Raw genomic sequence first — 22380 nt, forward strand, 5'->3', positions numbered from 1 at the left:
AATAAAGCATGACCCGCTTGACGGCTAGCGCCGTCGGAGACCCTTGTAATGCCCGACCAAGATCTACGTTTGCAACAGCTGAAAGTCTGGCTTGATGAGCAATTGCCCAGCCTTTTTACCGCCCAGGGCTGGGGTGTCGTACCCCCGGCCACGTTGACTGCGGCCAGCAGTGACGCGAGTTTCAGGCGTTACTTCCGATGGGACGGAGGAGGTCGCAGTTTTGTCGTAATGGACGCTCCACCCCCCCAGGAAAACTGCAAACCTTTCGTCGATATCGCTCATTTGCTCGGTCAATCGGGAATAAATGTTCCGAAAATTTATGCGCAAGATCTGATTCGCGGCTTTCTTTTGCTTAACGACCTGGGGAAAAAAACCTATCTGGACGTGATTGACGAGCAAAATGCTGATCAATTGTTCGCCGATGCCATCGACGCGTTGCTGGCTTTCCAGCAATTGCCGATGGAGGCGCCATTGCCCAGCTATGACGTCGCGCTGTTACGTCGGGAGCTGGAATTGTTTCCTGAATGGTACGTTCGCCGGGAGTTGGGCATCGAGTTCGACGCCCGGCAACTTGGCCTGTGGCAGCGCGTCAGCGAACACCTGATCGACAGCGCGCTGGCCCAGCCCAAGGTGCTGGTGCATCGCGACTATATGCCGCGCAACCTGATGATCAGCGAGCCAAACCCCGGCGTGCTGGATTTCCAGGATGCGGTCTACGGCCCGGTGACCTACGACATCACGTGCCTGTTCAAGGATGCGTTCCTCAGTTGGCCGCAGGCTCGTGTGCGGGAATGGCAGCGCGGTTATTGGCAGCGTGCTGGCGAGTTGGGCATACCGGTGCAGGCAGACTTTGAAGAGTTCCTGCGGGCCAGCGACCTGATGGGCGTGCAGCGTCACCTGAAGGTGATCGGCATCTTCGCGCGCATCTGCCATCGCGATGGCAAACCACGCTACCTGGCGGACGTGCCGCGCTTCTTTGCTTATATAGAGGCGGTGCTCGCGGACCGGCCAGAGTTGAGCGACCTGGGTGAGTTGCTGGCGAGTCTGCGCGCCGAGGCGGTGGTATGAAGGCCATGATCCTGGCCGCCGGCAAAGGTGAGCGGATGCGCCCGCTCACCCTGCACACGCCCAAGCCGCTGATCCAGGCCGGTGGCAAGCGCCTGATCGAGTATCACCTCGAGGCGCTGGCGAAAGCCGGCTTCACCGATATCGTCATCAACCATGCGTGGCTCGGCCAGCAGATCGAAGGCTACCTGGGGGACGGCGCGCAGTACGGCGTACGTATCCAGTACTCGGCCGAAGGCGAGCCGCTGGAAACCGGCGGCGGGATTTTCAAGGCCTTGCCGCTGCTGGGGGACGAACCGTTCCTGGTGGTCAATGGCGACATCTGGACCGATTACGACTTTGCCAGCCTGAAACAGCCGTTGAATGGCCTGGCCCACCTGGTAATGGTCGACAACCCGCCCCATCACCCGTCCGGCGGTGACTTCTACATAAAGGACGGCGCACTTCATGATGCCGCTCCTGGTGCCGATAACCTGACCTTCAGTGGCATTTCCGTACTCCATCCCGAGCTGTTCGCGGGTTGCAGTGCGGGTGCTTTCAAACTGGCGCCGCTGTTGCGTGACGCCATGGCGAAAGGGTTGGTGACGGGGGAACACATGAACGGACGCTGGATCGATGTCGGGACACTGGAGCGCCTGGCGCAAGTCGAAACCCTGCTGACAGCGGGGCACTAGGATGTTGTGGCCAGGGACTCTGATTGGAGCCGGGGCAGGCTTTGCCATTGCCAGCATTCCGGGGGCCATGTTGGGCGCGTTGCTGGGCCAGGCGCTGGACCGGCGCCTGGAGCTGCAAAGCTGGGCTCAGTTACGCGAGCGCCTTGGCGGCCGGCCGGCGTTGCGCAATGACGAACTGCTGTTCGTGTTGCTCGGTCGCCTGGCCAAGAGTAACGGCCGGGTGGTGGACGGGCATATCCAGCAGGCGCGCCAGGAAATGCGCTCGCTGGATATGTCCGAGCCGGCCCAGCGCCGTGCGATTGCCGCGTTCAATCGCGGCAAGTCCGGCTCGGACCGGGTGCGCAGTTATTTGGGCGTGCTCAAGGCTCAGCCTCACGCGGCGGAAGGTGTGCTGCGTGCCTGTTGGCGCATGGCCTGGGCGGACGGCAAGGCCAGCACTGCCGAGCGGGAGTTGATTGAGCAATGGGGCAAATGGCTGGGTTGGACGGTCCAGCAGGTCCAGGCGCTGGCGGCTGACTACGAGCCAGAGCGCAAGCCGTTGGCCAATCGTGGCGGGGCCTATCAGGAGGCGCTGCGGATTCTGGGGGTGACCTCGACCACTGAGCCTTCGGTGATCAAACGCGCCTACCGGCGCCTGCTCAGCCGGCACCACCCGGACAAAATTGCTGGCAGTGGTGCCAGTCCAGCCCAGGTGCGGGAGGCGACTGAACGTACCCGTGAGCTGCACAACGCCTATGCGCTGATTCGCGAAAGACGAGACTTTCGCTAGCAGAATCATCAGGCGCTGCTTTTTTATGGTGTAAACCGGATCAATTGTGGGAGCGGGCTTGCTCGCGAATGCGGTGGATCAGTAACAGATACAGTGACTGACTCACCGCATTCGCGAGCAAGTCGAATCGTCGCACCGCCGCTCCCACATTTTACTCTCCAGTGTTTTTGAGATTTACGATCAGTCCCCGGGATTTTGCGGGCTCAGCCAGCCGCGAATCCGGCGGTACAGTTGTTCTTGCCCGGCCTGGCTGTTATCGGGGAAGGCCTTCAACGACACCTGCTTGTAGCTGTCATTCTTCAAACGCTTGCTGGCCTGGGAACGTTCCTGGGCCGCTTTGCGTACCAGGGCGTTGTCCTGGTAGAAAAAGTCTGCCGTGGCCACCTTCAATTTCGGTGCCAGTTGTTGCAGGTCCGGGGCACGGCCCACCGGGGTTTGTCCGGCCACCATGACAAATTTCTGCACCTGCGCCGGTTGTTTTTCACTCAGGTAGCGTGCGGCCCACCAGGCGCCTGTGCCGTGGCCGAGCAGCACAATGCTGCGGGCATTCTGGGTCTGGGCGAAGGCAAGGGCGGCGTCAATGCGCGCGAAGATTCGCGTGGCGTCGGTCTTGTCTTGTTCATCGTTGCCCGGAACCACAGCCGGGTCGGTGCCTTCAGCTTCGGCGCTGGCGGCTTGCTCCACAGGTTTGGCGACGGTGCTCGCGTCTTTGCTGCTGGTGTCCACGGCCGCCTTGGGCGATTCGATGACCCGGGGTGGCAGCGTGTCCAGGGTCAGGTCCGGCAGTGACAAGCTCAGGGTGCCCCAGGCAGCGTCCGGCAATTTTTTGCGCAACGGCCCGATTGCTTGAGGCCAGTCAGCACTTTCGCCATTGCCCGGGACGATAATCACCACGCCTTCAGGCTCGCCAGTGTTGGCCGGCTTCCACAGGGCCAGGAAAGAATCGCTGCCTGCCTGCAACTGTTGCTGTTCCTGTTGTGGGATTTGTCGCTCCAGGGCGTTGGCTTCTTCCTGGCTGCGCTCGGGCAAGGGCTGGCGTGCTACCGGTTTTTCCGGGGCGGGAGCGGGAGTGTCGGCAGCCTCGACACAAAAGGCGCTGGTAAACAGCAGCGACAGGCACAATGCTGGCAGTGCCGAGCGGTGGGAAAGTGGCATCGTTGATTTCCGGCCAGAAGTGATTCCGGCAGCCTAATGGGTTGGTCAGTATTTGTCAGTGATATGAGACGTGGATCATGGGTTTTCGCTACCTGCTGGTTATCGGCTGTTTATGCTTTCCCTTGATCGCGGGCGCCGTGCCTGCGCCTGCCGCTCACCAGGCGCAGCTTGATGCCGGCGAACGTGAATGGCTCGGCCAGCATCCCGACTTGCGGGTCGGCCTGGTGTTACAGGCGCCTTATGCACAATACGATCGGCGCTTGCAGCGGCTTTCCGGGGCCAACGTCGAATTGATGCAGTGGCTGGCCAAGGCGCTGAACATCGAGCTGACCTGGCGCAACTTTCCCAATCAGGAGCAACTGGAGGCGGCGGTGCGTGACGGCGAGGTCGACCTCGCGCCGGGCCTGCTGCAAACCCCGGCCGGCCTGCGCCTGTGGCTATTCTCTGACCCGTACATGCGGGTGCCCCAGCACATCGTCGGGGTTCGCGATGGCAGCACCGCTGTCGACCTGGAAAAACTCGACGACCAATCCCGCGTCGCCGTGCGCATGCCCAGCGCCGTGGCGGATTACCTGCGCAGCACCTATCCGAGTCTCAACCTGCAAGGCGTGCCCATGGAGCGCCAGGCCCTGCAATTACTGGTGAGCCAGCAGGCGCGGTATGCGGTGGTGGATGAGGCGCAATTGAGCCGGTTGTCTGGGGAAACCGAGTTCGCCGGCCTCGCCGTGGTGGGCGATATCGGCCTGCCGCAATTGTTGCGGGTGGCGACGCGCCGCGACTGGCCAGAGCTGGCCGACATCATGCAAAGCGCCTTGCGTTCGATTCCCGCCCGCGACCTGGACCAGTTGCACACACGCTGGCTGCAGCCCAAATATCCTCGTGTGACCGAGTCGCCTGGGTTCTGGCAAAACCTCACCTTGCTTCTCGGCCTTCTCTTGCTCGCCAGCCTGGCCGTGGTGTTCTGGCAGCGCCGCCAGCAACGCGGCCTGGAACACAACCTGCTGGCCGCCCGGGAAGAAAGTGCCGCCCGCGCCGCCGGTGCTGAAGCCTTGCGCCTGACCCAGTTCTCCATCGACCAAAGCACCGTCGGCATCCTCTGGGTCAATTGGGACAGTCATGTGCGCTACGCCAACCAGGCGGCGGAAACCATGCTCGGCTACGCCGCCGGCGCCCTGATCGAACGCCCGCTGATCGAATTCGACCCGACGCTGACCATGGATCGCTGGCTCAACCTGTGGAAACGCGCCCGGGCCAGCGAAGACGGGCCGCAGAGTTTTGCGACCAACTGCCTGCGCGCCGATGGCAGCGTATTGCCGGCCGACGTGTCCCTGAGTTTCCTGCGCTTTGCCGACGGCGAATACCTGGTGGTTTACCTCAACGACGTCACCGAGCGTCGCCGGGCCCTTGCGGCGTTGCAGGAAAGCGAAGCGCGGCTGCAAGGGATCGCCGCCAATGTGCCAGGTCTGGTGTTTCGCCTGGAGCGCTTGCCGCGCAGCGAGGCGATCGAGTTCGCCTACATCAGCCAGGGCAGCGAGGGGCTGGTGGGTTACGCGCCGGAAGTGCTCAGCCATCCGGCCATGGGCATTCGCAGCCTGGTGCATCCCGACGACCGCGCTAGTTATCACCGCACCCAGGACCAGGCCATCGAGACCGAGAGTAACTGGGCCTGGCAGGGCCGCATCCTGACCCGCCTGGGCGAGCAGCGCTGGGCCGATATCAAGGCTGTGACCCGGCGCCTGGAAGACGGCGCCGTGGTCTGGGACGGAATTGTCTGGGACATCAGCGAGAGCAAACGCATCGAGCTGGAGCTGGACGCCTCCCGCGCGCAACTGCGGGAATTGTCGGCCCACCTGGAAACCGTGCGCGAGGAAGAGAAGGCCCGCATCGCCCGGGAAGTGCACGACGAACTGGGGCAGATGCTCACCGTGCTCAAGCTGGAAACCTCGATGTGCGAACTGACCTACGCGCAACTGGATCCCGGCCTGCACGAGCGGCTGAACAGTATGAAGCGCCTGATCGCCCAACTGTTCCAACTGGTACGCGATGTGGCCACCGCCTTGCGTCCGCCGATTCTCGATGCCGGGATTGCCTCGGCGATCGAATGGCAGGCCCGGCGTTTCGAAGCCCGTACGCAGATTCCGTGCCTGGTGCAGGTGCCGGATAACCTGCCGCTACTGAGCGACGCCAAGGCCATCGGCCTGTTCCGCATCCTGCAGGAGGCACTGACCAATGTGATGCGCCATGCCCAGGCGCATACTGTCGAACTGACGCTGGTGGTGGAGGGCGCGCACTTGCGGCTGACCATCAGCGACGATGGCATTGGTTTCGTCCAGGCCCCCGGTCGACCAGTGTCGTTTGGCCTGGTGGGCATGCGCGAACGGGTGTTGATCATGGGCGGGCAACTGAGCCTGGACAGTGAATTGGGCGAAGGCACCATCCTGAGCGTGACAGTGCCGCTGGATTGATAACCAAAAAAAGAGGACATCCACAGTGATCCGTGTACTGGTAGCTGAAGACCACACCATCGTTCGCGAAGGCATCAAGCAACTGATCGGCCTGGCCAAGGACCTGCTGGTGGTGGGCGAGGCGAGCAATGGCGAGCAGTTGCTGGAGACCCTGCGCCACGTGCCCTGCGAGGTGGTGTTGCTGGACATCTCGATGCCTGGCGTCAATGGCCTGGAAGCCATTCCGCGGATTCGTGCGCTGAACAATCCCCCGGCGATCCTGGTGCTATCGATGCACGACGAAGCGCAAATGGCCGCTCGTGCGCTGAAGGTCGGTGCCGCCGGCTACGCCACCAAGGACAGTGACCCGGCGCTGCTGCTGACGGCGATCCGCAAGGTCGCGGCGGGCGGGCGGTATATCGACCCGGACCTGGCAGACCGCATGGTCTTCGAAGTCGGCCTGACCGACTCCCGGCCGCTGCACTCGCTGTTGTCGGAGCGCGAGTTCTCGGTATTCGAGCGCCTGGCCCAGGGCGCCAACGTCAACGACATCGCCCAGCAGTTGGCGTTGAGCAGCAAAACCATCAGCACTCACAAGGCGCGCCTGATGCAAAAGCTCAACATCACCTCCCTGGCGGAACTGGTGAAGTACGCCATGGAGCACAAGCTCCTATAGCCGCCTATCTATTTGCGACCACCCTCGGGCCTCGGCAGACCCGTTCCTGCCACCTGTAGCTGTCGCACTGTCCTGTGCCCGCCATCCGTGTAGGGCGATCCCTACCCCAAACCTTCCATCCGGCTGATGCCAATCTCTCCGGCCCCCCGATTTCCGAGGGCTGGCGGCTGGACTACGCTTGCTCCATGGCAGTCCAAAACAAAAAGGTGCGGGTATGAGCGAGGTGGATTCAAATGATGTGCTGGTCAGCTTTCGTGGCGTGCAAAAGAGCTACGACGGCGAGAACCTGATCGTCAAAGACCTCAACCTGGAGATTCGCAAGGGCGAGTTCCTGACCCTGCTCGGGCCGTCCGGGTCGGGCAAGACCACCAGCCTGATGATGCTCGCCGGCTTCGAAACCCCCACCGCCGGCGAGATCCAGCTGGCCGGTCGTTCCATCAACAACGTGCCGCCCCACAAGCGTGACATCGGCATGGTGTTCCAGAACTACGCGCTGTTCCCCCACATGACGGTCTCCGAGAACCTGGCGTTTCCGCTCTCTGTACGCGGCCTGAGCAAGACCGACATCAGCGAGCGGGTCAAGCGTGTGCTGAGCATGGTCCAGCTCGATGCCTTCGCCCAGCGCTACCCGGCGCAACTCTCCGGCGGCCAGCAGCAGCGGGTGGCCCTGGCCCGGGCGCTGGTGTTCGAGCCGCAGCTGGTGCTGATGGACGAACCCCTCGGCGCCCTCGACAAGCAGCTGCGCGAGCACATGCAGATGGAGATCAAGCACCTGCACCAGCGCCTCGGCGTGACCGTGGTGTACGTGACCCACGACCAGGGCGAAGCGCTGACCATGTCCGACCGGGTGGCGGTATTCCACCAGGGCGAGATCCAGCAGATCGCTGCTCCGCGCACCTTGTATGAAGAGCCGAAAAACACCTTCGTCGCCAACTTCATCGGCGAGAACAACCGCCTCAATGGCCGTCTCCACAGCCACACCGGCGACCGTTGCGTGGTCGAGCTGGCGCGTGGCGAAAAGGTCGAGGCGCTGGCGGTGAACGTTGGCCAGGTCGGCGGTCCGGTGACCCTGTCGGTACGCCCGGAGCGCGTCAGCCTGAATGGTTCCAGCGAGAGCTGCGTCAACCGCTTTTCCGGGCGCGTGGCCGAATTCATCTACCTGGGCGACCACGTGCGAGTGCGCCTGGAAGTCTGCGGCAAGTCCGATTTTTTTGTGAAACAACCGATCGCCGAGCTGGACACGGCCCTGGCGGTCGGCGACGTGGTACCGATTGGCTGGCAAGTCGAGCACGTTCGCGCACTCGACCCACTTCTAGAGGCGAATTGATCGCCCCCTTGCTTCACCAACCTCGCACGTGGAGAGAACAACAATGTTGAGATCCCTGAAATATTCAGCCCTGGCTTTGAGCCTCCTGGGGGCGACACAGGCCATGGCAGGCCCTGATTTGACGGTGGTGTCCTTTGGTGGCGCGAACAAGGCGGCGCAGGTCAAGGCCTTCTACGCCCCGTGGGAAAGCGCGGGCAACGGCAAAATCGTCGCCGGCGAATACAACGGTGAAATGGCCAAGGTCAAGGCCATGGTCGACACCAAAAGCGTGTCCTGGGACCTTGTGGAAGTGGAGTCGCCGGAACTGTCCCGTGGTTGTGACGAAGACATGTTCGAACCCCTGGACCCGAAACTGTTCGGCAACCCGGGCGACTACGTGAAGGGCGCGATCCAGCCGTGCGGCGTGGGCTTCTTCGTATGGTCCACCGTGCTGGCCTACAACGCCGACAAACTCAAAGCTCCACCAGGCGGCTGGGCAGATTTCTGGGACACCAAGAAATTTCCGGGCAAGCGCGGCCTGCGCAAGGGCGCCAAGTACACCCTGGAATTCGCCTTGATGGCTGACGGTGTGGCGCCGAAGGATGTGTACAAAGTGCTGGCCGGCAAAGATGGCCAGGACCGCGCGTTCAAGAAACTCGATGAACTCAAGCCGTATATCCAGTGGTGGGAAGCGGGCGCCCAACCGCCGCAGTACCTCGCTTCTGGCGACGTGGTGATGAGTTCTGCCTACAACGGCCGGATCGCCGCCGTGCAGAAAGAAAGCAATCTGAAAGTGGTGTGGAACGGCGGGATCTACGATTTCGACGCCTGGGCCATTCCAAAAGGCCTGGCCAAGGAACGTGCTGACGCGGCGAAGAAATTCATCGCCTTCTCGGTGCAGCCGCAGCAGCAGAAGACCTATTCGGAAAACATCGCCTACGGCCCGGCTAATACCCAAGCCGTACCGTTGCTGGCCAAGGACATCCTGAAGGACATGCCGACTACCCCGGAAAACATCGCCAATCAGGTGCAGATCGACGTGAGCTTCTGGGCGGATAACGGTGAGCAACTGGAGCAGCGCTTTAACGCGTGGGCGGCCAAATAACCCGGTCGCCAATGTGACACCCACCTTTGTGGCGAGGGAGCAAGCTCCCTCGCCACAGGACAAGCGCCACACCAACGTTTTGCATTCATGTTTAAGAACCCGGAGTTCGCCATGGCCCTCGCCATTCCCAGCCCCACCCTGAAACAGCGCCTGGCGCGTGCCGAACGGCTCAACCGCTGGAAGGCCCAGGCCTTGATCGCGCCGCTGGTGGTGTTTTTGCTGCTGGTGTTTCTGGTGCCGATTGTGGCGCTGCTGTACAAAAGCGTCGGCAACCCGGAAGTGGTGGGCGGCCTCCCGCGCACGGTGGTAGCGGTAACCGCCTGGGACGGTCGTGGCCTGCCCGGCGAGCCGGTGTACCAGGCCATCAGCGATGACTTGGGCGAAGCCCGGAAAAACTCGACCCTGGGCGACCTTTCAAAACGCTTGAACATGGAACTGGCGGGCTATCGCAGCCTGCTGACGAAAACCGCGCGGGCGCTGCCGTTTACCGAAGCGCCTGCCTCTTATAAAGAAGCGCTGGAAAACCTCGACGAACGCTGGGGCGACCCGGCGTACTGGCAGGCGATCCGGCGTAACACCAGCAGCCTGACGCCGTACTACCTGCTGGCGGCCGTGGATCATCGCATTGACGACCTCGGCGAAATCGCCCCGGCCACTCCCGACCAGGCGATCTACCTCGATATCTTCGCCCGTACATTCTGGATGGGCCTGGTCATCACCGTGTGCTGCCTGCTATTGGCCTATCCACTGGCTTACCTGCTGGCCAACCTGCCGGCACGGCAAAGCAACCTGCTGATGATCCTGGTGTTGCTGCCGTTCTGGACCTCGGTGCTGGTGCGCGTGGCGGCGTGGATCGTGTTGCTGCAGTCCGGCGGCTTGATCAACAGCGCGTTGATGGGCATGGGCCTGATCGATAAACCGGTGGAACTGGTGTTCAACCGGCTCGGCGTCTACATCTCCATGGTGCACATCCTGCTGCCGTTCATGATTCTGCCGATCTACAGCGTGATGAAAGGCATCTCGCCGACTTACATGCGGGCGGCGATTTCCCTGGGTTGCCACCCATTCGCCAGCTTCTGGCGCGTGTACTTCCCGCAGACTTATGCAGGCGTAGGCGCTGGCTGCCTGTTGGTGTTCATTTTGGCGATCGGCTACTACATCACCCCGGCCTTGCTGGGCAGCCCGAACGACCAGATGGTCAGCTACTTCGTGGCCTTCTACACCAACACCAGCATCAACTGGGGCATGGCCACGGCCTTGGGCGGCTTGTTGCTGCTGGCCACCGTGGTGCTGTACCTGATCTACAACTGGCTGGTGGGCGCCAGCCGCCTGCGCCTGAGCTAAGGAGACCGTTGCGATGCTGAGCCCTTATATGTCGCCCGTGGAACGGGTCTGGTTCTACAGCTTGCGGATTCTCTGCGGCCTGATCCTGTTGTTCCTGATCTTGCCGGTGCTGGTGATCATCCCGCTGTCGTTCAACAGCGGAAGTTTCCTGGTTTACCCGCTGCAAGGCTTCTCGCTGCACTGGTACCAGGACTTCTTCGGCTCGGCGGAATGGATGCGGGCCTTGAAGAACAGCATCATCGTCGCCCCAGCGGCCACGGTGCTGGCGATGGTGTTCGGCACGCTGGCGGCGATTGGCCTGACGCGCGGGAATTTTCCGGGCAAGGCGCTGGTGATGGCCCTGGTGATTTCGCCGATGGTGGTGCCGGTGGTGATTATCGGCGTGGCCAGTTACCTGTTCTTCGCACCGCTGGGCCTGGGCAACAGCTTCTTTTCGCTGATCGTGGTGCACGCGGTGCTGGGCGTGCCGTTCGTGATCATCACCGTGTCGGCGACCTTGCAGGGGTTCAACCATAACCTGGTGCGGGCGGCGGCCAGTCTGGGGGCATCACCGCTGACGGCGTTTCGCCGGGTGACCTTGCCGCTGATTGCGCCGGGGGTTATTTCCGGGGCGCTGTTTGCGTTTGCCACCTCGTTTGATGAAGTGGTGGTGACGCTGTTCCTCGCCGGGCCCGAACAGGCGACCTTGCCCCGCCAGATGTTCAGCGGCATCCGCGAAAACCTCAGCCCCACCATTGCCGCAGCGGCGACCTTGCTGATCGCCTTCTCGGTGGTGCTGTTGCTGACCCTGGAATGGCTGCGCGGGCGCAGCGAGAAACTGCGCACCGCCCAAGTTTGAAGCCAAACAGAAATCAAAATGTGGGAGCGGGCTTGCTCGCGAAGGCGGTGTGTCAGTCAACAGAGATATCGACTGGCCTACCGCCTTCGCGAGCAAGCCCGCTCCCACATTGGGTCTGTGTCTATTCAGTAGCTGAATGCAAGACAACCAGCCTAAGTCAGCTACTCTTGTGCCAGCCCATAACTGATAAGAGGCCGCGCACATGAGTACTTCCTCATTCAAGATCGCCCATAAACTGCTCACCGGCCCAGGCGCCATCGAGCAACTGGCCGCCGAGCTGACGCGGCTGGATGTCGACAACCCGCTGATTGTCACCGACGCGGCGCTGGTCAAGTCCGGCACCGTGGCGCTGGCGCTGGAGCACCTGGGTGAGCGGGCCTATGAAATTTTCGACCGCGTGCTGCCCGACCCGGAAATCGCCATCGTCGAGGACTGCATGCGCGTTTACCGAGAAGGCGGGCATGACGGCCTGATCGGCGTCGGCGGCGGCAGTGCCATCGACATTGCCAAGAGCGTGGCGGCCTACGCCGGTTATCACGGCGCCCTGGCCGACCTGTTCGGCGTCGACCAGGTGCCGCGCAAAGGTCCGCCGTTGATCGCGATCCCCACCACCGCCGGCACCGGCTCTGAAGTGACGAACGTGGCGATTCTGTCGGACAAGGTCGCGCAACTGAAAAAAGGCATCGTCAGCGATTTCCTGCTGCCGGACGTGGCCCTGATCAGCCCGCAAATGACCCTGACCTGCCCCCGCAGCGTGACTGCCGCCAGTGGCGTGGATGCGCTGGTGCATGCCATCGAGTCCTACTTGTCGCTGAATGCCTCGCCGATCACTGATGCGCTGGCCATTGGTGCGATCAAACTGATCGCCAAGGCGTTGCCCAAGGCCTACGCCAATCCGCTCAACCTGCAAGCCCGTGACGACATGGCCACCGCCAGCCTGATGGCCGGGATGGCGTTCGGGAATGCAGGCGTGGGCGCGGTGCACGCGTTGGCCTATCCACTGGGCGGGCGCTTCAACATCGCCCACGGCGTGAGCAATGCCTTGCTGCTGCCCTACGTGATGCACTGGAACAAGCTGGCGTGTGTGGAGCGCATGCAGGAGATTGCCGAGGCCATGGGCGTGAATGTCACGGGGCTGAGCGCCGTGGATGCGGCGGACCAGGCCGTCGAGGCGATGACGCGACTGTGTGCCGCAGTCGAGATCCCGTCCGGCCTGCGCAGCTTCGGTGTGCCCGAAGACGCGATCCCGGCCATGGCCATAGAGGCCGCGGGAATCGAACGCCTGATGCGCAACAATCCGCGCAAGCTCAGCGCCGCTGATATCGAGAAAATCTACCGGGCAGCTTATTAACCATTGAGCGAGGTCACGGTGCGCGCGGCAAAGCATGAGGTATACAATGCGCGCCATCGTGATTTAGCTCAAAAAGGTGCGTCATGCAGCCCTTCGTCATTGCTCCATCGATTCTCTCCGCCGACTTCGCCCGCCTGGGTGAGGAAGTGGACAATGTGTTGGCCGCCGGTGCCGACTTCGTTCACTTCGATGTCATGGACAACCACTATGTGCCGAACCTGACCATTGGTCCGATGGTCTGCGCCGCCCTGCGTAAATACGGCGTGACCGCGCCCATCGACGCGCACTTGATGGTCAGCCCGGTGGACCGCATTGTCGGCGACTTCATCGAAGCCGGTGCGACCTACATCACCTTCCACCCGGAAGCCACGCTGCACGTGGACCGCACCCTGCAGCTGATCCGCGAGGGCGGTTGCAAGGCGGGCCTGGTGTTCAACCCGGCCACCCCGTTGAGCGTGCTTGAGTACGTGATGGACAAGGTCGACATGGTCCTGTTGATGAGCGTCAACCCGGGCTTCGGCGGGCAGAAATTCATCCCCGGCACCCTCAACAAGCTGCGTGAAGCGCGGGCGCTGATTGATGCCTCGGGCCGTGATATCCGCCTGGAGATCGACGGTGGCGTCAACGTCAACAACATCCGCGAAATCGCCGCAGCGGGTGCCGACACCTTTGTGGCCGGCTCGGCGATCTTCAATGCCCCGGACTATCAGGAAGTGATCGCCAAGATGCGTGCAGAACTGGCGCTGGCGCGTCCATGAGCGGCTTTGAGCAGCTGTTCCCCGGCAAACTGCCACGGCTGGTGATGTTCGATCTGGACGGTACGTTGATCGATTCGGTGCCGGACCTGGCGGCCGCGGTGGACGACATGCTGCTCAAGCTGGGGCGCAAGCCGGCGGGCATCGAGTCGGTGCGCGAGTGGGTTGGCAACGGCGCGCAGATGCTGGTGCGCCGGGCCCTGGCCAACAACATCGAGGCCGAGGGTGTCGATGAGGTGGAAGCCGAGCATGCGCTTGAGTTGTTCAACGTGGCCTATGAAAACGGCCACGAATTGACCGTGGTTTATCCCGGCGTGCGCGACACCCTGAAATGGCTGCATAAGCAGGGCGTGGAAATGGCCCTGATCACCAACAAGCCGGAGCGCTTCGTCGCGCCGCTGTTGGACCAGATGAAGATCGGTCGGTATTTCCGCTGGATCATCGGTGGCGATACCTTGCCGCAGAAGAAACCCGACCCGGCGGCACTGTTTTTCGTGATGAAAATGGCCAATATCCCGGCGTCTCAATCGCTGTTTGTCGGCGATTCGCGCAGTGATGTGCTGGCGGCGAAAGCGGCGGGGGTCAAGTGTGTGGCCTTGAGTTACGGCTACAACCATGGCCGGCCGATTGCCGAGGAATCCCCGGCGCTGGTGATTGATGACCTGCGCCTGTTAATCCCCGGTTGCTTGGGAACGGGCGCTGAGATAACGTTGCCCGACGCTGTTTCATCCCCTTCTGGAAATCCCATCGTGGTGGTCACTCGCAAACTCTGGATGAAAGTCATCAAGGCCCTGGCCCGCTGGCGTTGGCGCGCCTGACTGATCCTCGCCGCGCTGCGGCACGTTTGCACACCTGACCGTTAGACCCTCAAGCCACGAGGCACCTCATGATCCGCGAAGAATTCCTGCGTTTGGCCGCTGCCGGCTACAACCGTATCCCCATGGCCTGCGAAACCCTGGCCGACTTCGACACGCCATTGTCGATCTACCTGAAGCTGGCCGACGAGCCTAACTCCTATCTGCTGGAGTCGGTGCAGGGTGGCGAGAAATGGGGCCGTTATTCGATCATCGGCCTGCCGTGCCGCACAGTGCTGCGTGTCCATGATCACCATGTGAGCATCACCCTGGACGGCGTCGAGATTGAAAGCCACGACGTGGAAGACCCGCTGGCCTTCGTCGAGGCGTTCAAGGCGCGCTACAACGTGCCGACCATCGCCGGCCTGCCGCGCTTCAACGGCGGCCTGGTGGGTTACTTCGGCTACGACTGCGTGCGCTACGTGGAAAAACGCCTGGGCAAATCCCCGAACCCCGATCCGTTGGGCGTGCCGGACATTCTGCTGATGGTCTCCGATGCGGTGGTGGTGTTCGATAACCTCGCGGGCAAGATGCACGCGATTGTGTTGGCCGACCCTTCCCAGGCGGACGCGTTCGAGCAAGGCCAGGCCAGCCTCGAAGCGCTGCTGGAAAAGCTGCGCCAGCCGATCACCCCGCGTCGCGGCCTGGACCTTAGCCGTCCACCGGCGGCTGACCCGGTGTTCCGCTCCAGCTTTACCCAGGCTGACTACGAGCGTGCCGTCGATACCATCAAGGAATATATCCTTGCCGGTGACTGCATGCAGGTGGTGCCGTCGCAACGCATGTCCATCGACTTCAAGGCTGCGCCCATCGATTTGTACCGGGCGCTGCGCTGCTTCAACCCGACGCCGTACATGTACTTCTTCAACTTTGGCGACTTCCATGTGGTAGGCAGTTCGCCGGAAGTGCTGGTGCGTGTGGAAGACAACCTGATCACCGTGCGCCCGATTGCCGGCACGCGCCCTCGCGGTGCGACCGAGGAGGCGGACCTGGCGCTGGAGCAGGACCTGCTGAGCGACGACAAGGAAATCGCCGAGCACTTGATGCTGATCGACCTGGGCCGCAACGACACCGGGCGTGTTTCGGAAATCGGTTCGGTGAAGCTCACCGAGAAGATGGTGATCGAGCGTTATTCCAACGTGATGCACATCGTGTCCAACGTCACCGGCGAGCTGAAGGCCGGATTGACCGCGATGGATGCACTGCGGGCGATCCTGCCGGCGGGCACCTTGTCGGGTGCGCCGAAGATTCGTGCGATGGAAATCATCGACGAGCTGGAGCCGGTCAAGCGTGGTGTGTATGGCGGCGCGGTGGGGTATTTCGCCTGGAACGGCAATATGGACACTGCGATCGCGATCCGTACGGCGGTGATCAAGGACGGCGAACTGCACGTGCAGGCAGGCGGCGGGATCGTGGCCGACTCGGTGCCGGCGCTGGAGTGGGAAGAGACGCTGAACAAGCGCCGGGCGATGTTCCGTGCGGTGGCGTTGGCTGAGCAGACCCCGCAGGACTAACTGCTGATCTAGATCCAAATGTGGGAGCCGGGCTTGCCCGCGATGGCGGTGTGTCAGTCGACAGATTAGTTGACTGATTTACCGGCATCGCAGGCAAGCCAGCTCCCACAGTTGTTTTGTGAGGGATTTGAGATCGCCTCAGAAATCCAGACTCACCCCGACACTCACCCCTTGCTGGGTAAAGTTGTCATCCTTCCTCACGTTATAGGCCGCATTCAGCGCCAGGTCCTTGGTCACCTTGTGGCTAATCCCCAGGTTCAAGCGATCCGAATTGCTGCGTGGCGTGTAGCCGTCCAGTTTGAAATCAATCCCCGGCACGCTGTTGAGGGACATGCCCACTCGCTGCGTATCGTTTTCAAACTCGTGCTCGTGGGCCACTTCGCCAAACATTAGGGTTTGGGGAGTGAAGCGGTAGTTGGCTTGTAATCCGATTCCCAGGCGCTTGGAGTCGCGCTGTTGGTCATCAAAGGTCAGCGCGGTGGAACGGGCATCTTTCTCCGAATAACCATTCACCTCGACCCGCGAGTAATCGGCGCTGATGAAGGGCGAGAAGTGCCATTCACTATTCGGCTCGGCGATGTCATACCCCACGCGTGCGCTCAAGGCCCATAGCCAGCCGTCAGTGTCGCCTTTCTCGGTGCCTTCGCTGATGCCCAGGGCGAACTTGCGCTTGAGGTTGTCGAAGTCCAGCTTGCCGCCGGTCAATGCGGCGTCGGCCCACCAGTGATCTTCCTGATACTGGGCGAACACGGTGCCCAGGTAACTGTTGAGCTTGTAGTCCGAATCGCTGGCGCCGGCCTCAAGACTCTGGCGGTAGAAGCCTGCCGCCACACCCACGCGCCATTCGTCATTGAGCCTGTAGCTGCCACCGATGTTCAGGTTGTAGCCGCTGCCGTCACCGCTGGCCGAGCTGTTTTGATCATCGAAGTCCAGGTGCTGGCCGCCAGCGTCGACAATCGCCCGCCACTGGCCTACGGCCTGCCAGCTACCCGAGTCGGCTTGCCATTGGTTGCGCAATGAATCCTGATGGGCGCGCAAGGTACCTTGGGCCATTTCCGGAAGCAGGGTGATTTCCCAAGGGGCCGCCAGCAGCGAATACGCGTAGTCGGCGATCAACACCTGGCCGGCCTCGGTCGGGTGGACGGTGTCGTTGTAAATCAGCTTGGTCGGGTCCGGGTTGGTCCCGCCGACGCCATACACGGGGTTCCGGCAGGTGGTGCCGCTGAAGCAGGTCTGGTTGAGGTTCTGGTTGGTGGCAAAGCCAAAGCGGCCGGGGTCGGCGAAGGTTTCCTTGAGTAGCAACGGAATGTTCAGCGGGATGATCTGCGCATCGATTTGCGACAGGCGCTGCACCAGGGTCTGGTTGAACACGCCGGCCAGGGCGCTGACGGTCCCTTGGAGCGGCGTGCCATTGACGGCAGGCGTCAGGCCCAGGTCCGGCAGCATCCACACCATGACATATCGGGCGCCAGCCTGTTGCAGAGCCTGGGCGCTGTCGGCCAGGCGACCGGCTGCGGCCGAGGCTTGGCCGGGGCTGAGGACCAGGCCGTCGAGGAAGTCATTCCCACCGCCGGAGAGAAAGTACAACGCGTTGGGGTCGGCTCGGCCGCCCGTGGATGCCAGGTATCCGGGGCGTGTACGCAACACCTGCCCGGTGTCGCTATCGGTGACGGTGGAGTTGCCGGTGATGGCATCGTAGATCTGCTGGGTGGTGTAGCCGCCGACGGCCCAGTTATTGCCGTCTGCCTGGCCTTGCGCGGCGCGCTCCGGCGAGGTGGATGCGTTCAGGTCGCCTGCTGCCACTCCCAGCTTGCCGCCCAATAATGTCGAGGAAATCAGCGAAGTGCTTTCGCCGCTGCCGTCGAAGTACTGCGGGCCGGTACGGTTGGTGAAGCGATAGGTTGAACCCGGTGCCCCAGGGTCGGCGAATGTCCCGGCGTCAGCCAGGCTGTCGCCGAATACGATCATGGTCGAGTAGGGCGACGGCGCGGCGAACGCTTGGGAGCAAGCCAGGCTTAGCAGGCAGCCGACGAGTGGAGCGAAATAAGGGGTCTTGGTCATGAGTCCGTCCATGCTTTTGTTTTTTTATCAGCACTGTGACTGTAGCGACCTTTCAAGGGTTCTGAAAAAATTGACGCCAATTATCGGTCGGGCACTTACCCCCGTATTTGCGGCGCCATATTGCACCGCTGGCGAGGCTACGTTACTGTGCCTGAACGTATGAATGAGACCCTCCCCGTGTTGATCATCAGCAAACTCTTGATGCGAGTAGTCAAGGCACACGCCCGTTGGCGTTGGCGCGCCTAACTTTTCTCTACCGGCCCCGCCGGACCTGTACCGATTTGCCTTCTTCACCCTTTGTTCGACGCCCCTTGCCGGCCAACCCCGGCAACCGGAAAGTGCGTCTGGCAGCGGGTCACTCCCTTGGAAGGCCGTCATTAGAAGTCAGTGAATTCAAGAGGTTTTAACCCACATGTTGCTGATGATTGATAACTACGACTCCTTTACCTACAACGTTGTGCAGTACCTGGGCGAGCTCGGCGCCGAGGTCAAGGTCGTGCGCAACGACGAATTGACCGTGGCGCAAATCGCCGCGTTGAACCCTGAACGCATCGTCGTCTCCCCAGGCCCGTGCACCCCGACCGAAGCGGGCATCTCCCTCGAAGCCATCCAATACTTTGCCGGCAAGCTGCCGATCCTGGGCGTGTGCCTGGGCCATCAGTCCATCGGCCAGGCCTTCGGCGGCGACGTAGTGCGCGCCCGCCAGGTGATGCACGGCAAGACCAGCCCGGTGTTCCACAAGGACCAGGGCGTATTCCACGGTTTGAACCTGCCGGTGACGGTTACCCGCTACCACTCGCTGGTGGTCAAGCGTGAAACCCTGCCCGAATGCCTTGAGCTGACGGCCTGGACCCAGCTGGAAGACGGCTCCGTCGACGAGATCATGGGCCTGCGTCACAAGACACTGAACGTCGAAGGGGTGCAATTTCACCCGGAATCGATTTTGACCGAGCAGGGCTACGAGCTGTTCGCTAACTTTCTCAAGCAGAGCGGCGGCACGCGCTAAGGACTTTTCATGGATATCAAGACTGCCCTGAGCCGTATCGTCGGCCATCTGGACCTGAGCACCGCAGAAATGAGCGATGTGATGCGCGAGATCATGACCGGTCAATGCACCGACGCACAGATCGGCGCGTTCATGATGGCCATGCGCATGAAGAGCGAGAGCATCGACGAAATCGTCGGCGCCGTGTCGGTGATGCGTGAGCTGGCGGACAAGGTCGAACTCAAGACCCTCGACGGCGTGGTCGACGTGGTCGGCACCGGCGGCGACGGTGCGAACATCTTCAACGTGTCGACGGCTTCTTCCTTTGTGGTGGCAGCTGCCGGCTGCACCGTGGCCAAACACGGTAACCGTGCGGTGTCGGGTAAAAGCGGCAGCGCCGATTTGTTGGAGGCAGCAGGCATCTACCTGAACCTGACCCCAGTACAAGTGGCGCGCTGCATCGATAACGTCGGCATCGGCTTCATGTTTGCCCAGTCCCATCACGGCGCGATGAAACACGCTGCCGGCCCGCGCAAGGACTTGGGCCTGCGCACCCTGTTCAACATGCTCGGCCCGCTTACGAATCCGGCCGGTGTGAAGCATCAGGTGGTGGGCGTGTTCAGCCAGGCGCTCTGCCGGCCGTTGGCCGAAGTCCTGCAGCGCCTGGGCAGCAAGCATGTGCTGGTGGTGCACTCCAAGGATGGTTTGGACGAGTTCAGCCTGGCCGCACCGACCTTCGTGGCGGAGCTGAAGGATGACCAGGTCACCGAATATTGGGTCGAACCTGAAGATCTCGGCATGAAAAGCCAGAGCCTGCACGGCCTGGCGGTGGAAAGCCCGGCGGCTTCCCTTGAATTGATTCGCGATGCCCTGGGGCGTCGCAAGACCGAAAACGGCCAGAAAGCCGCAGAAATGATTGTGCTCAATGCCGGTGCGGCGCTGTATGCCGCGGATCACGCCTACAGTCTTAAAGAGGGTGTTGCCCTCGCTCATGATGCATTGCATACCGGGCTGGCGCGCGAAAAGCTCGAAGAACTGGGTGCGTTTACTGCGGTGTTCAAAGTGGAGAATGAAGGATGAGTGTTCCGACCGTTCTGGAGAAAATCCTGGCCCGCAAGGCAGAAGAAGTTGCCGAACGCCGTGCCCGGGTCAGCCTGGCTGAACTGGAAGGCCTGGCGAAAACCGCTGATGCACCGCGCGGGTTTGGCAATGCGCTGATCAAGCAGGCCAAGGAAAAGCAGCCGGCCGTTATCGCTGAAATCAAAAAGGCTTCGCCGAGCAAGGGCGTGATTCGCGAGATCTTCATTCCTGAAGACATTGCCAAGAGCTATGAAAAGGGCGGTGCGACGTGCCTCTCGGTGTTGACTGACATCGACTTCTTCCAGGGTTCCGACCTGTACCTGCAGCAAGCGCGTGCGGCGTGCTCGCTGCCGGTGATCCGCAAGGACTTCATGGTCGACCCCTACCAGATCGTCGAAGCTCGTGCCTTGGGCGCCGATTGCGTGCTGTTGATCGTCTCCGCACTGGATGACGTGAAGATGGCCGAACTGGCGGCCGTGGCCAAAAGCGTCGGCCTCGACGTGCTGGTGGAAGTGCACGACGGTGATGAACTGGAACGCGCGTTGAAAACCCTCGACACACCGTTGGTGGGCGTCAACAACCGCAACCTGCACACGTTTGAAGTCAGCCTGGAAAACACCCTCGACCTGTTGCCGCGTATCCCGCGTGACCGGTTGGTGATTACCGAAAGTGGCATCGTCAATCGCGCCGATGTCGAACTGATGGAAATCAGCGGAGTGTACTCGTTCCTCGTCGGAGAAACCTTCATGCGTGCCGAGAACCCGGGGGCTGAATTGCAGCGCCTGTTCTTCCCGGAGCGTGGCGTTGCTGTCAGTGGTTCGACCCTGGATTGATGATGACCCAGCCGGTGGCGATGACGGTCGAGGCAGGCCTTAAGGCCGAGCAGGATTTGCTCGCCGCTGTCTGCGCGGGGGAGCAGCCGTTCGGCCTGCTGTTCTGGCAGCCCAGCGATCAAGCGTTGGTGATGCCTCGTCGTTTGAGCCGCCTTCCGGCATTCGAGACCGCCAGCCAGGTATCGGCAGATGCCGGTTGGCCGGTGCTGCTGCGGGAAACCGGCGGTGAGCCGGTTCCGCAATCGGCAGCCACGGTCAATATTGCGCTGGTCTACGCGCCACCACGCAGTGAAGGTGACCAAGGGCGCATCGAAACCGGCTACCAGCGTTTGTGCCAGCCGATTTGCGACCTGCTTATCGAGCTGGGTGGCAATGCATCGGTGGGCGAGATTGACGGGGCTTTTTGCGACGGTCGCTACAACGTCAACCTGGATGGCCGCAAAATGGTCGGTACTGCCCAGCGCTGGCGTCAGAGTGGCGGACGCCCGGTGGGGTTGGTGCATGGTGCGTTGTTGCTGGATGACGATCGCGTCGAGTTGATCGCCGCGGTCAATCGCTTCAATGAAGCGTGTGGCCTGGAACAACGGGTGCGCGCTGAAAGCCATATCGCCCTGCACGAAGCCTTTGCTGCGCCAGACGCGATTGCCCGGCTCGACACGTTGTACCGGCAGATGCTTGCGAGCTTTCTGCCGGTTTAACGCGTTCCGAAGACCACCATGGTCTTGCCTTTGACATGCACCAGGTTGCGTTCTTCCAGGTCCTTCAGCACCCGCCCAACCATTTCCCTTGAGCAACCGACGATCCGCCCGATTTCCTGGCGGGTGATCTTGATCTGCATCCCGTCGGGATGGGTCATGGCATCCGGCTGCTTGCACAGTTCCAGCAGGCAGCGGGCAACCCGGCCGGTGACGTCGAAAAATGCCAGGTCGCCGACTTTGCGCGTGGTGTCTCTCAGGCGCTGGGCGATCTGGCCGCTCAAGGCGTACAGAATGTCGGGATCCTGCTGGGCCAATTCGCGAAACTTGGCATAGCTGATCTCGGCGACTTCGCATTCGACCTTGGCCCGCACCCAGGCGCTGCGCTCCTGTTCCTTGCCCGCTTGCTCGAAAAGCCCGAGTTCGCCGAAGAAGTCACCGGTATTGAGATAGGCGATGATCATTTCGCGACCATCGTCATCCTCGATCAGGATGGTGACTGAGCCTTTGATAATGAAGAACAGGGTTTCCGAACGCTCGCCCGCGCAGATGATGTTGTGCTTGGCCGGATGACGCCGGCGCTGACAATGCATCAGCAGTTTGTCGAGGTTCTTGATCTTGGGTGTGGGAGTAATCGCAACCATGGTTGTATCCCGAAAAGACTGCACGGTTTTGTTGAGCTTGTTTTTTTGTTCAGCGCGATCAACGGTTAAGCCATGTCATCCAGTGGATGGCAATGCGCCATTGATTTGGCGCCAGCTTAACAGACACATTCCGCCTCCATTAGGGAATTTACCCCGTAATCACTGCTGTTGATCGCTTTGATGGGAAACGCTGACGGCCCAAAGCCCTGTGCTAAGCTGGCGACCCTTTTTT

The 22380-nt window shown here is 61.7% G+C and carries 20 protein-coding genes; 17 read left to right on the forward strand and 3 right to left on the reverse strand.

Features of this window, described 5'->3' with window-relative positions:
• Nucleotides 1-48 precede the first annotated feature (48 nt).
• From BLU46_RS19150 to BLU46_RS19160, 3 genes are read left to right on the forward strand one after another with little or no spacing between them, the layout of a single operon-like run.
• Nucleotides 49-1068 carry an aminoglycoside phosphotransferase family protein gene (locus tag BLU46_RS19150; protein WP_093204449.1) on the forward strand — a complete coding sequence of 340 codons (1020 nt, stop codon included), beginning with the start codon at nucleotides 49-51 and terminating at the stop codon, nucleotides 1066-1068.
• Nucleotides 1065-1739 carry an N-acetylmuramate alpha-1-phosphate uridylyltransferase MurU gene (gene murU / locus BLU46_RS19155; RefSeq protein ID WP_093204454.1) on the forward strand — a complete coding sequence of 225 codons (675 nt, stop codon included), beginning with the start codon at nucleotides 1065-1067 and terminating at the stop codon, nucleotides 1737-1739. The genes BLU46_RS19150 and murU overlap by 4 nt, the downstream gene beginning before the upstream one ends.
• Before the next feature lies 1 nt (nucleotide 1740).
• Nucleotides 1741-2508: a TerB family tellurite resistance protein gene (locus BLU46_RS19160; RefSeq protein WP_063026772.1), complete on the forward strand. Its 768-nt coding sequence runs from the start codon at nucleotides 1741-1743 to the stop codon at nucleotides 2506-2508.
• Between the two features lie 180 nt (nucleotides 2509-2688).
• Here BLU46_RS19160 and BLU46_RS19165 read toward each other — a convergent pair whose 3' ends face one another.
• Nucleotides 2689-3663: an alpha/beta hydrolase family protein gene (locus BLU46_RS19165; protein WP_093204458.1), complete on the reverse strand. Its 975-nt coding sequence runs from the start codon at nucleotides 3661-3663 to the stop codon at nucleotides 2689-2691.
• 77 nt (nucleotides 3664-3740) lie between these two features.
• On the opposite strand from BLU46_RS19165, the gene BLU46_RS19170 reads away from it, so the two are divergent.
• From BLU46_RS19170 to trpE, 10 genes are all read left to right on the forward strand, one after another.
• Nucleotides 3741-6128 (forward strand): PAS domain-containing sensor histidine kinase, encoded by a 2388-nt coding sequence (locus BLU46_RS19170; protein WP_093204462.1) that lies wholly within the window; start codon nucleotides 3741-3743, stop codon nucleotides 6126-6128.
• 25 nt (nucleotides 6129-6153) lie between these two features.
• The gene (locus tag BLU46_RS19175; RefSeq protein WP_003210977.1) at nucleotides 6154-6783 is read left to right on the forward strand and encodes a response regulator; all 630 of its coding nucleotides are present in this window, start codon (nucleotides 6154-6156) and stop codon (nucleotides 6781-6783) included.
• Between the two features lie 214 nt (nucleotides 6784-6997).
• The gene (locus BLU46_RS19180; protein WP_063026781.1) at nucleotides 6998-8110 is read left to right on the forward strand and encodes an ABC transporter ATP-binding protein; all 1113 of its coding nucleotides are present in this window, start codon (nucleotides 6998-7000) and stop codon (nucleotides 8108-8110) included.
• Nucleotides 8111-8153: 43 nt separating this feature from the next.
• Nucleotides 8154-9194, forward strand: a complete 1041-nt coding sequence (locus BLU46_RS19185; RefSeq protein ID WP_093204466.1) for an ABC transporter substrate-binding protein — start codon at nucleotides 8154-8156, stop codon at nucleotides 9192-9194.
• Between the two features lie 111 nt (nucleotides 9195-9305).
• Nucleotides 9306-10538: an ABC transporter permease gene (locus tag BLU46_RS19190; protein WP_093210172.1), complete on the forward strand. Its 1233-nt coding sequence runs from the start codon at nucleotides 9306-9308 to the stop codon at nucleotides 10536-10538.
• Nucleotides 10539-10551: 13 nt separating this feature from the next.
• On the forward strand, nucleotides 10552-11376 hold the full coding sequence (locus BLU46_RS19195) for an ABC transporter permease (RefSeq protein ID WP_010167249.1): 825 nt from the start codon (nucleotides 10552-10554) through the stop codon (nucleotides 11374-11376).
• A gap of 202 nt (nucleotides 11377-11578) precedes the next feature.
• Nucleotides 11579-12727: an iron-containing alcohol dehydrogenase gene (locus BLU46_RS19200; protein ID WP_093204471.1), complete on the forward strand. Its 1149-nt coding sequence runs from the start codon at nucleotides 11579-11581 to the stop codon at nucleotides 12725-12727.
• A gap of 83 nt (nucleotides 12728-12810) precedes the next feature.
• Nucleotides 12811-13485 carry a ribulose-phosphate 3-epimerase gene (rpe, locus tag BLU46_RS19205; protein ID WP_008434441.1) on the forward strand — a complete coding sequence of 225 codons (675 nt, stop codon included), beginning with the start codon at nucleotides 12811-12813 and terminating at the stop codon, nucleotides 13483-13485.
• The gene (locus BLU46_RS19210; RefSeq protein ID WP_093204477.1) at nucleotides 13482-14300 is read left to right on the forward strand and encodes a phosphoglycolate phosphatase; all 819 of its coding nucleotides are present in this window, start codon (nucleotides 13482-13484) and stop codon (nucleotides 14298-14300) included. Before rpe ends, BLU46_RS19210 begins: the two co-directional genes overlap by 4 nt.
• A 68-nt stretch (nucleotides 14301-14368) precedes the next feature.
• Nucleotides 14369-15850 carry an anthranilate synthase component I gene (trpE, locus tag BLU46_RS19215; protein ID WP_093204481.1) on the forward strand — a complete coding sequence of 494 codons (1482 nt, stop codon included), beginning with the start codon at nucleotides 14369-14371 and terminating at the stop codon, nucleotides 15848-15850.
• Between the two features lie 138 nt (nucleotides 15851-15988).
• Here trpE and estP read toward each other — a convergent pair whose 3' ends face one another.
• Complete coding sequence (estP, locus tag BLU46_RS19220; protein WP_093204485.1) at nucleotides 15989-17911, reverse strand: esterase EstP; 1923 nt, start codon at nucleotides 17909-17911, stop codon at nucleotides 15989-15991.
• 412 nt (nucleotides 17912-18323) lie between these two features.
• Here estP and BLU46_RS19225 point away from each other — a divergent pair, with 412 nt between their 5' ends.
• Genes BLU46_RS19225 through BLU46_RS19240 form a run of 4 tightly spaced genes read left to right on the forward strand, consistent with a single transcriptional unit; the run spans nucleotide 18324 to nucleotide 21507 of the window.
• Nucleotides 18324-18917 (forward strand): aminodeoxychorismate/anthranilate synthase component II, encoded by a 594-nt coding sequence (locus tag BLU46_RS19225; protein WP_017476336.1) that lies wholly within the window; start codon nucleotides 18324-18326, stop codon nucleotides 18915-18917.
• A 9-nt stretch (nucleotides 18918-18926) separates the two neighbouring features.
• Nucleotides 18927-19976 (forward strand): anthranilate phosphoribosyltransferase, encoded by a 1050-nt coding sequence (gene trpD / locus BLU46_RS19230; protein WP_017476335.1) that lies wholly within the window; start codon nucleotides 18927-18929, stop codon nucleotides 19974-19976.
• Nucleotides 19973-20809 (forward strand): indole-3-glycerol phosphate synthase TrpC, encoded by an 837-nt coding sequence (trpC, locus tag BLU46_RS19235; RefSeq protein WP_093204489.1) that lies wholly within the window; start codon nucleotides 19973-19975, stop codon nucleotides 20807-20809. Before trpD ends, trpC begins: the two co-directional genes overlap by 4 nt.
• A gap of 2 nt (nucleotides 20810-20811) precedes the next feature.
• Entirely contained in the window at nucleotides 20812-21507 is a 696-nt protein-coding gene (locus tag BLU46_RS19240; RefSeq protein WP_093204494.1) for a lipoate--protein ligase family protein, read from the forward strand.
• On the opposite strand, the gene crp is transcribed toward BLU46_RS19240, so the two are convergent.
• On the reverse strand, nucleotides 21504-22148 hold the full coding sequence (crp, locus tag BLU46_RS19245; RefSeq protein WP_017476332.1) for a cAMP-activated global transcriptional regulator CRP: 645 nt from the start codon (nucleotides 22146-22148) through the stop codon (nucleotides 21504-21506). The two genes, BLU46_RS19240 and crp, sit on opposite strands and share 4 nt — an antisense overlap.
• Between the last annotated feature and the right edge of the window lie 232 nt (nucleotides 22149-22380).

Source organism: Pseudomonas yamanorum (assembly GCF_900105735.1).
GTDB lineage: Bacteria > Pseudomonadota > Gammaproteobacteria > Pseudomonadales > Pseudomonadaceae > Aquipseudomonas > Aquipseudomonas yamanorum.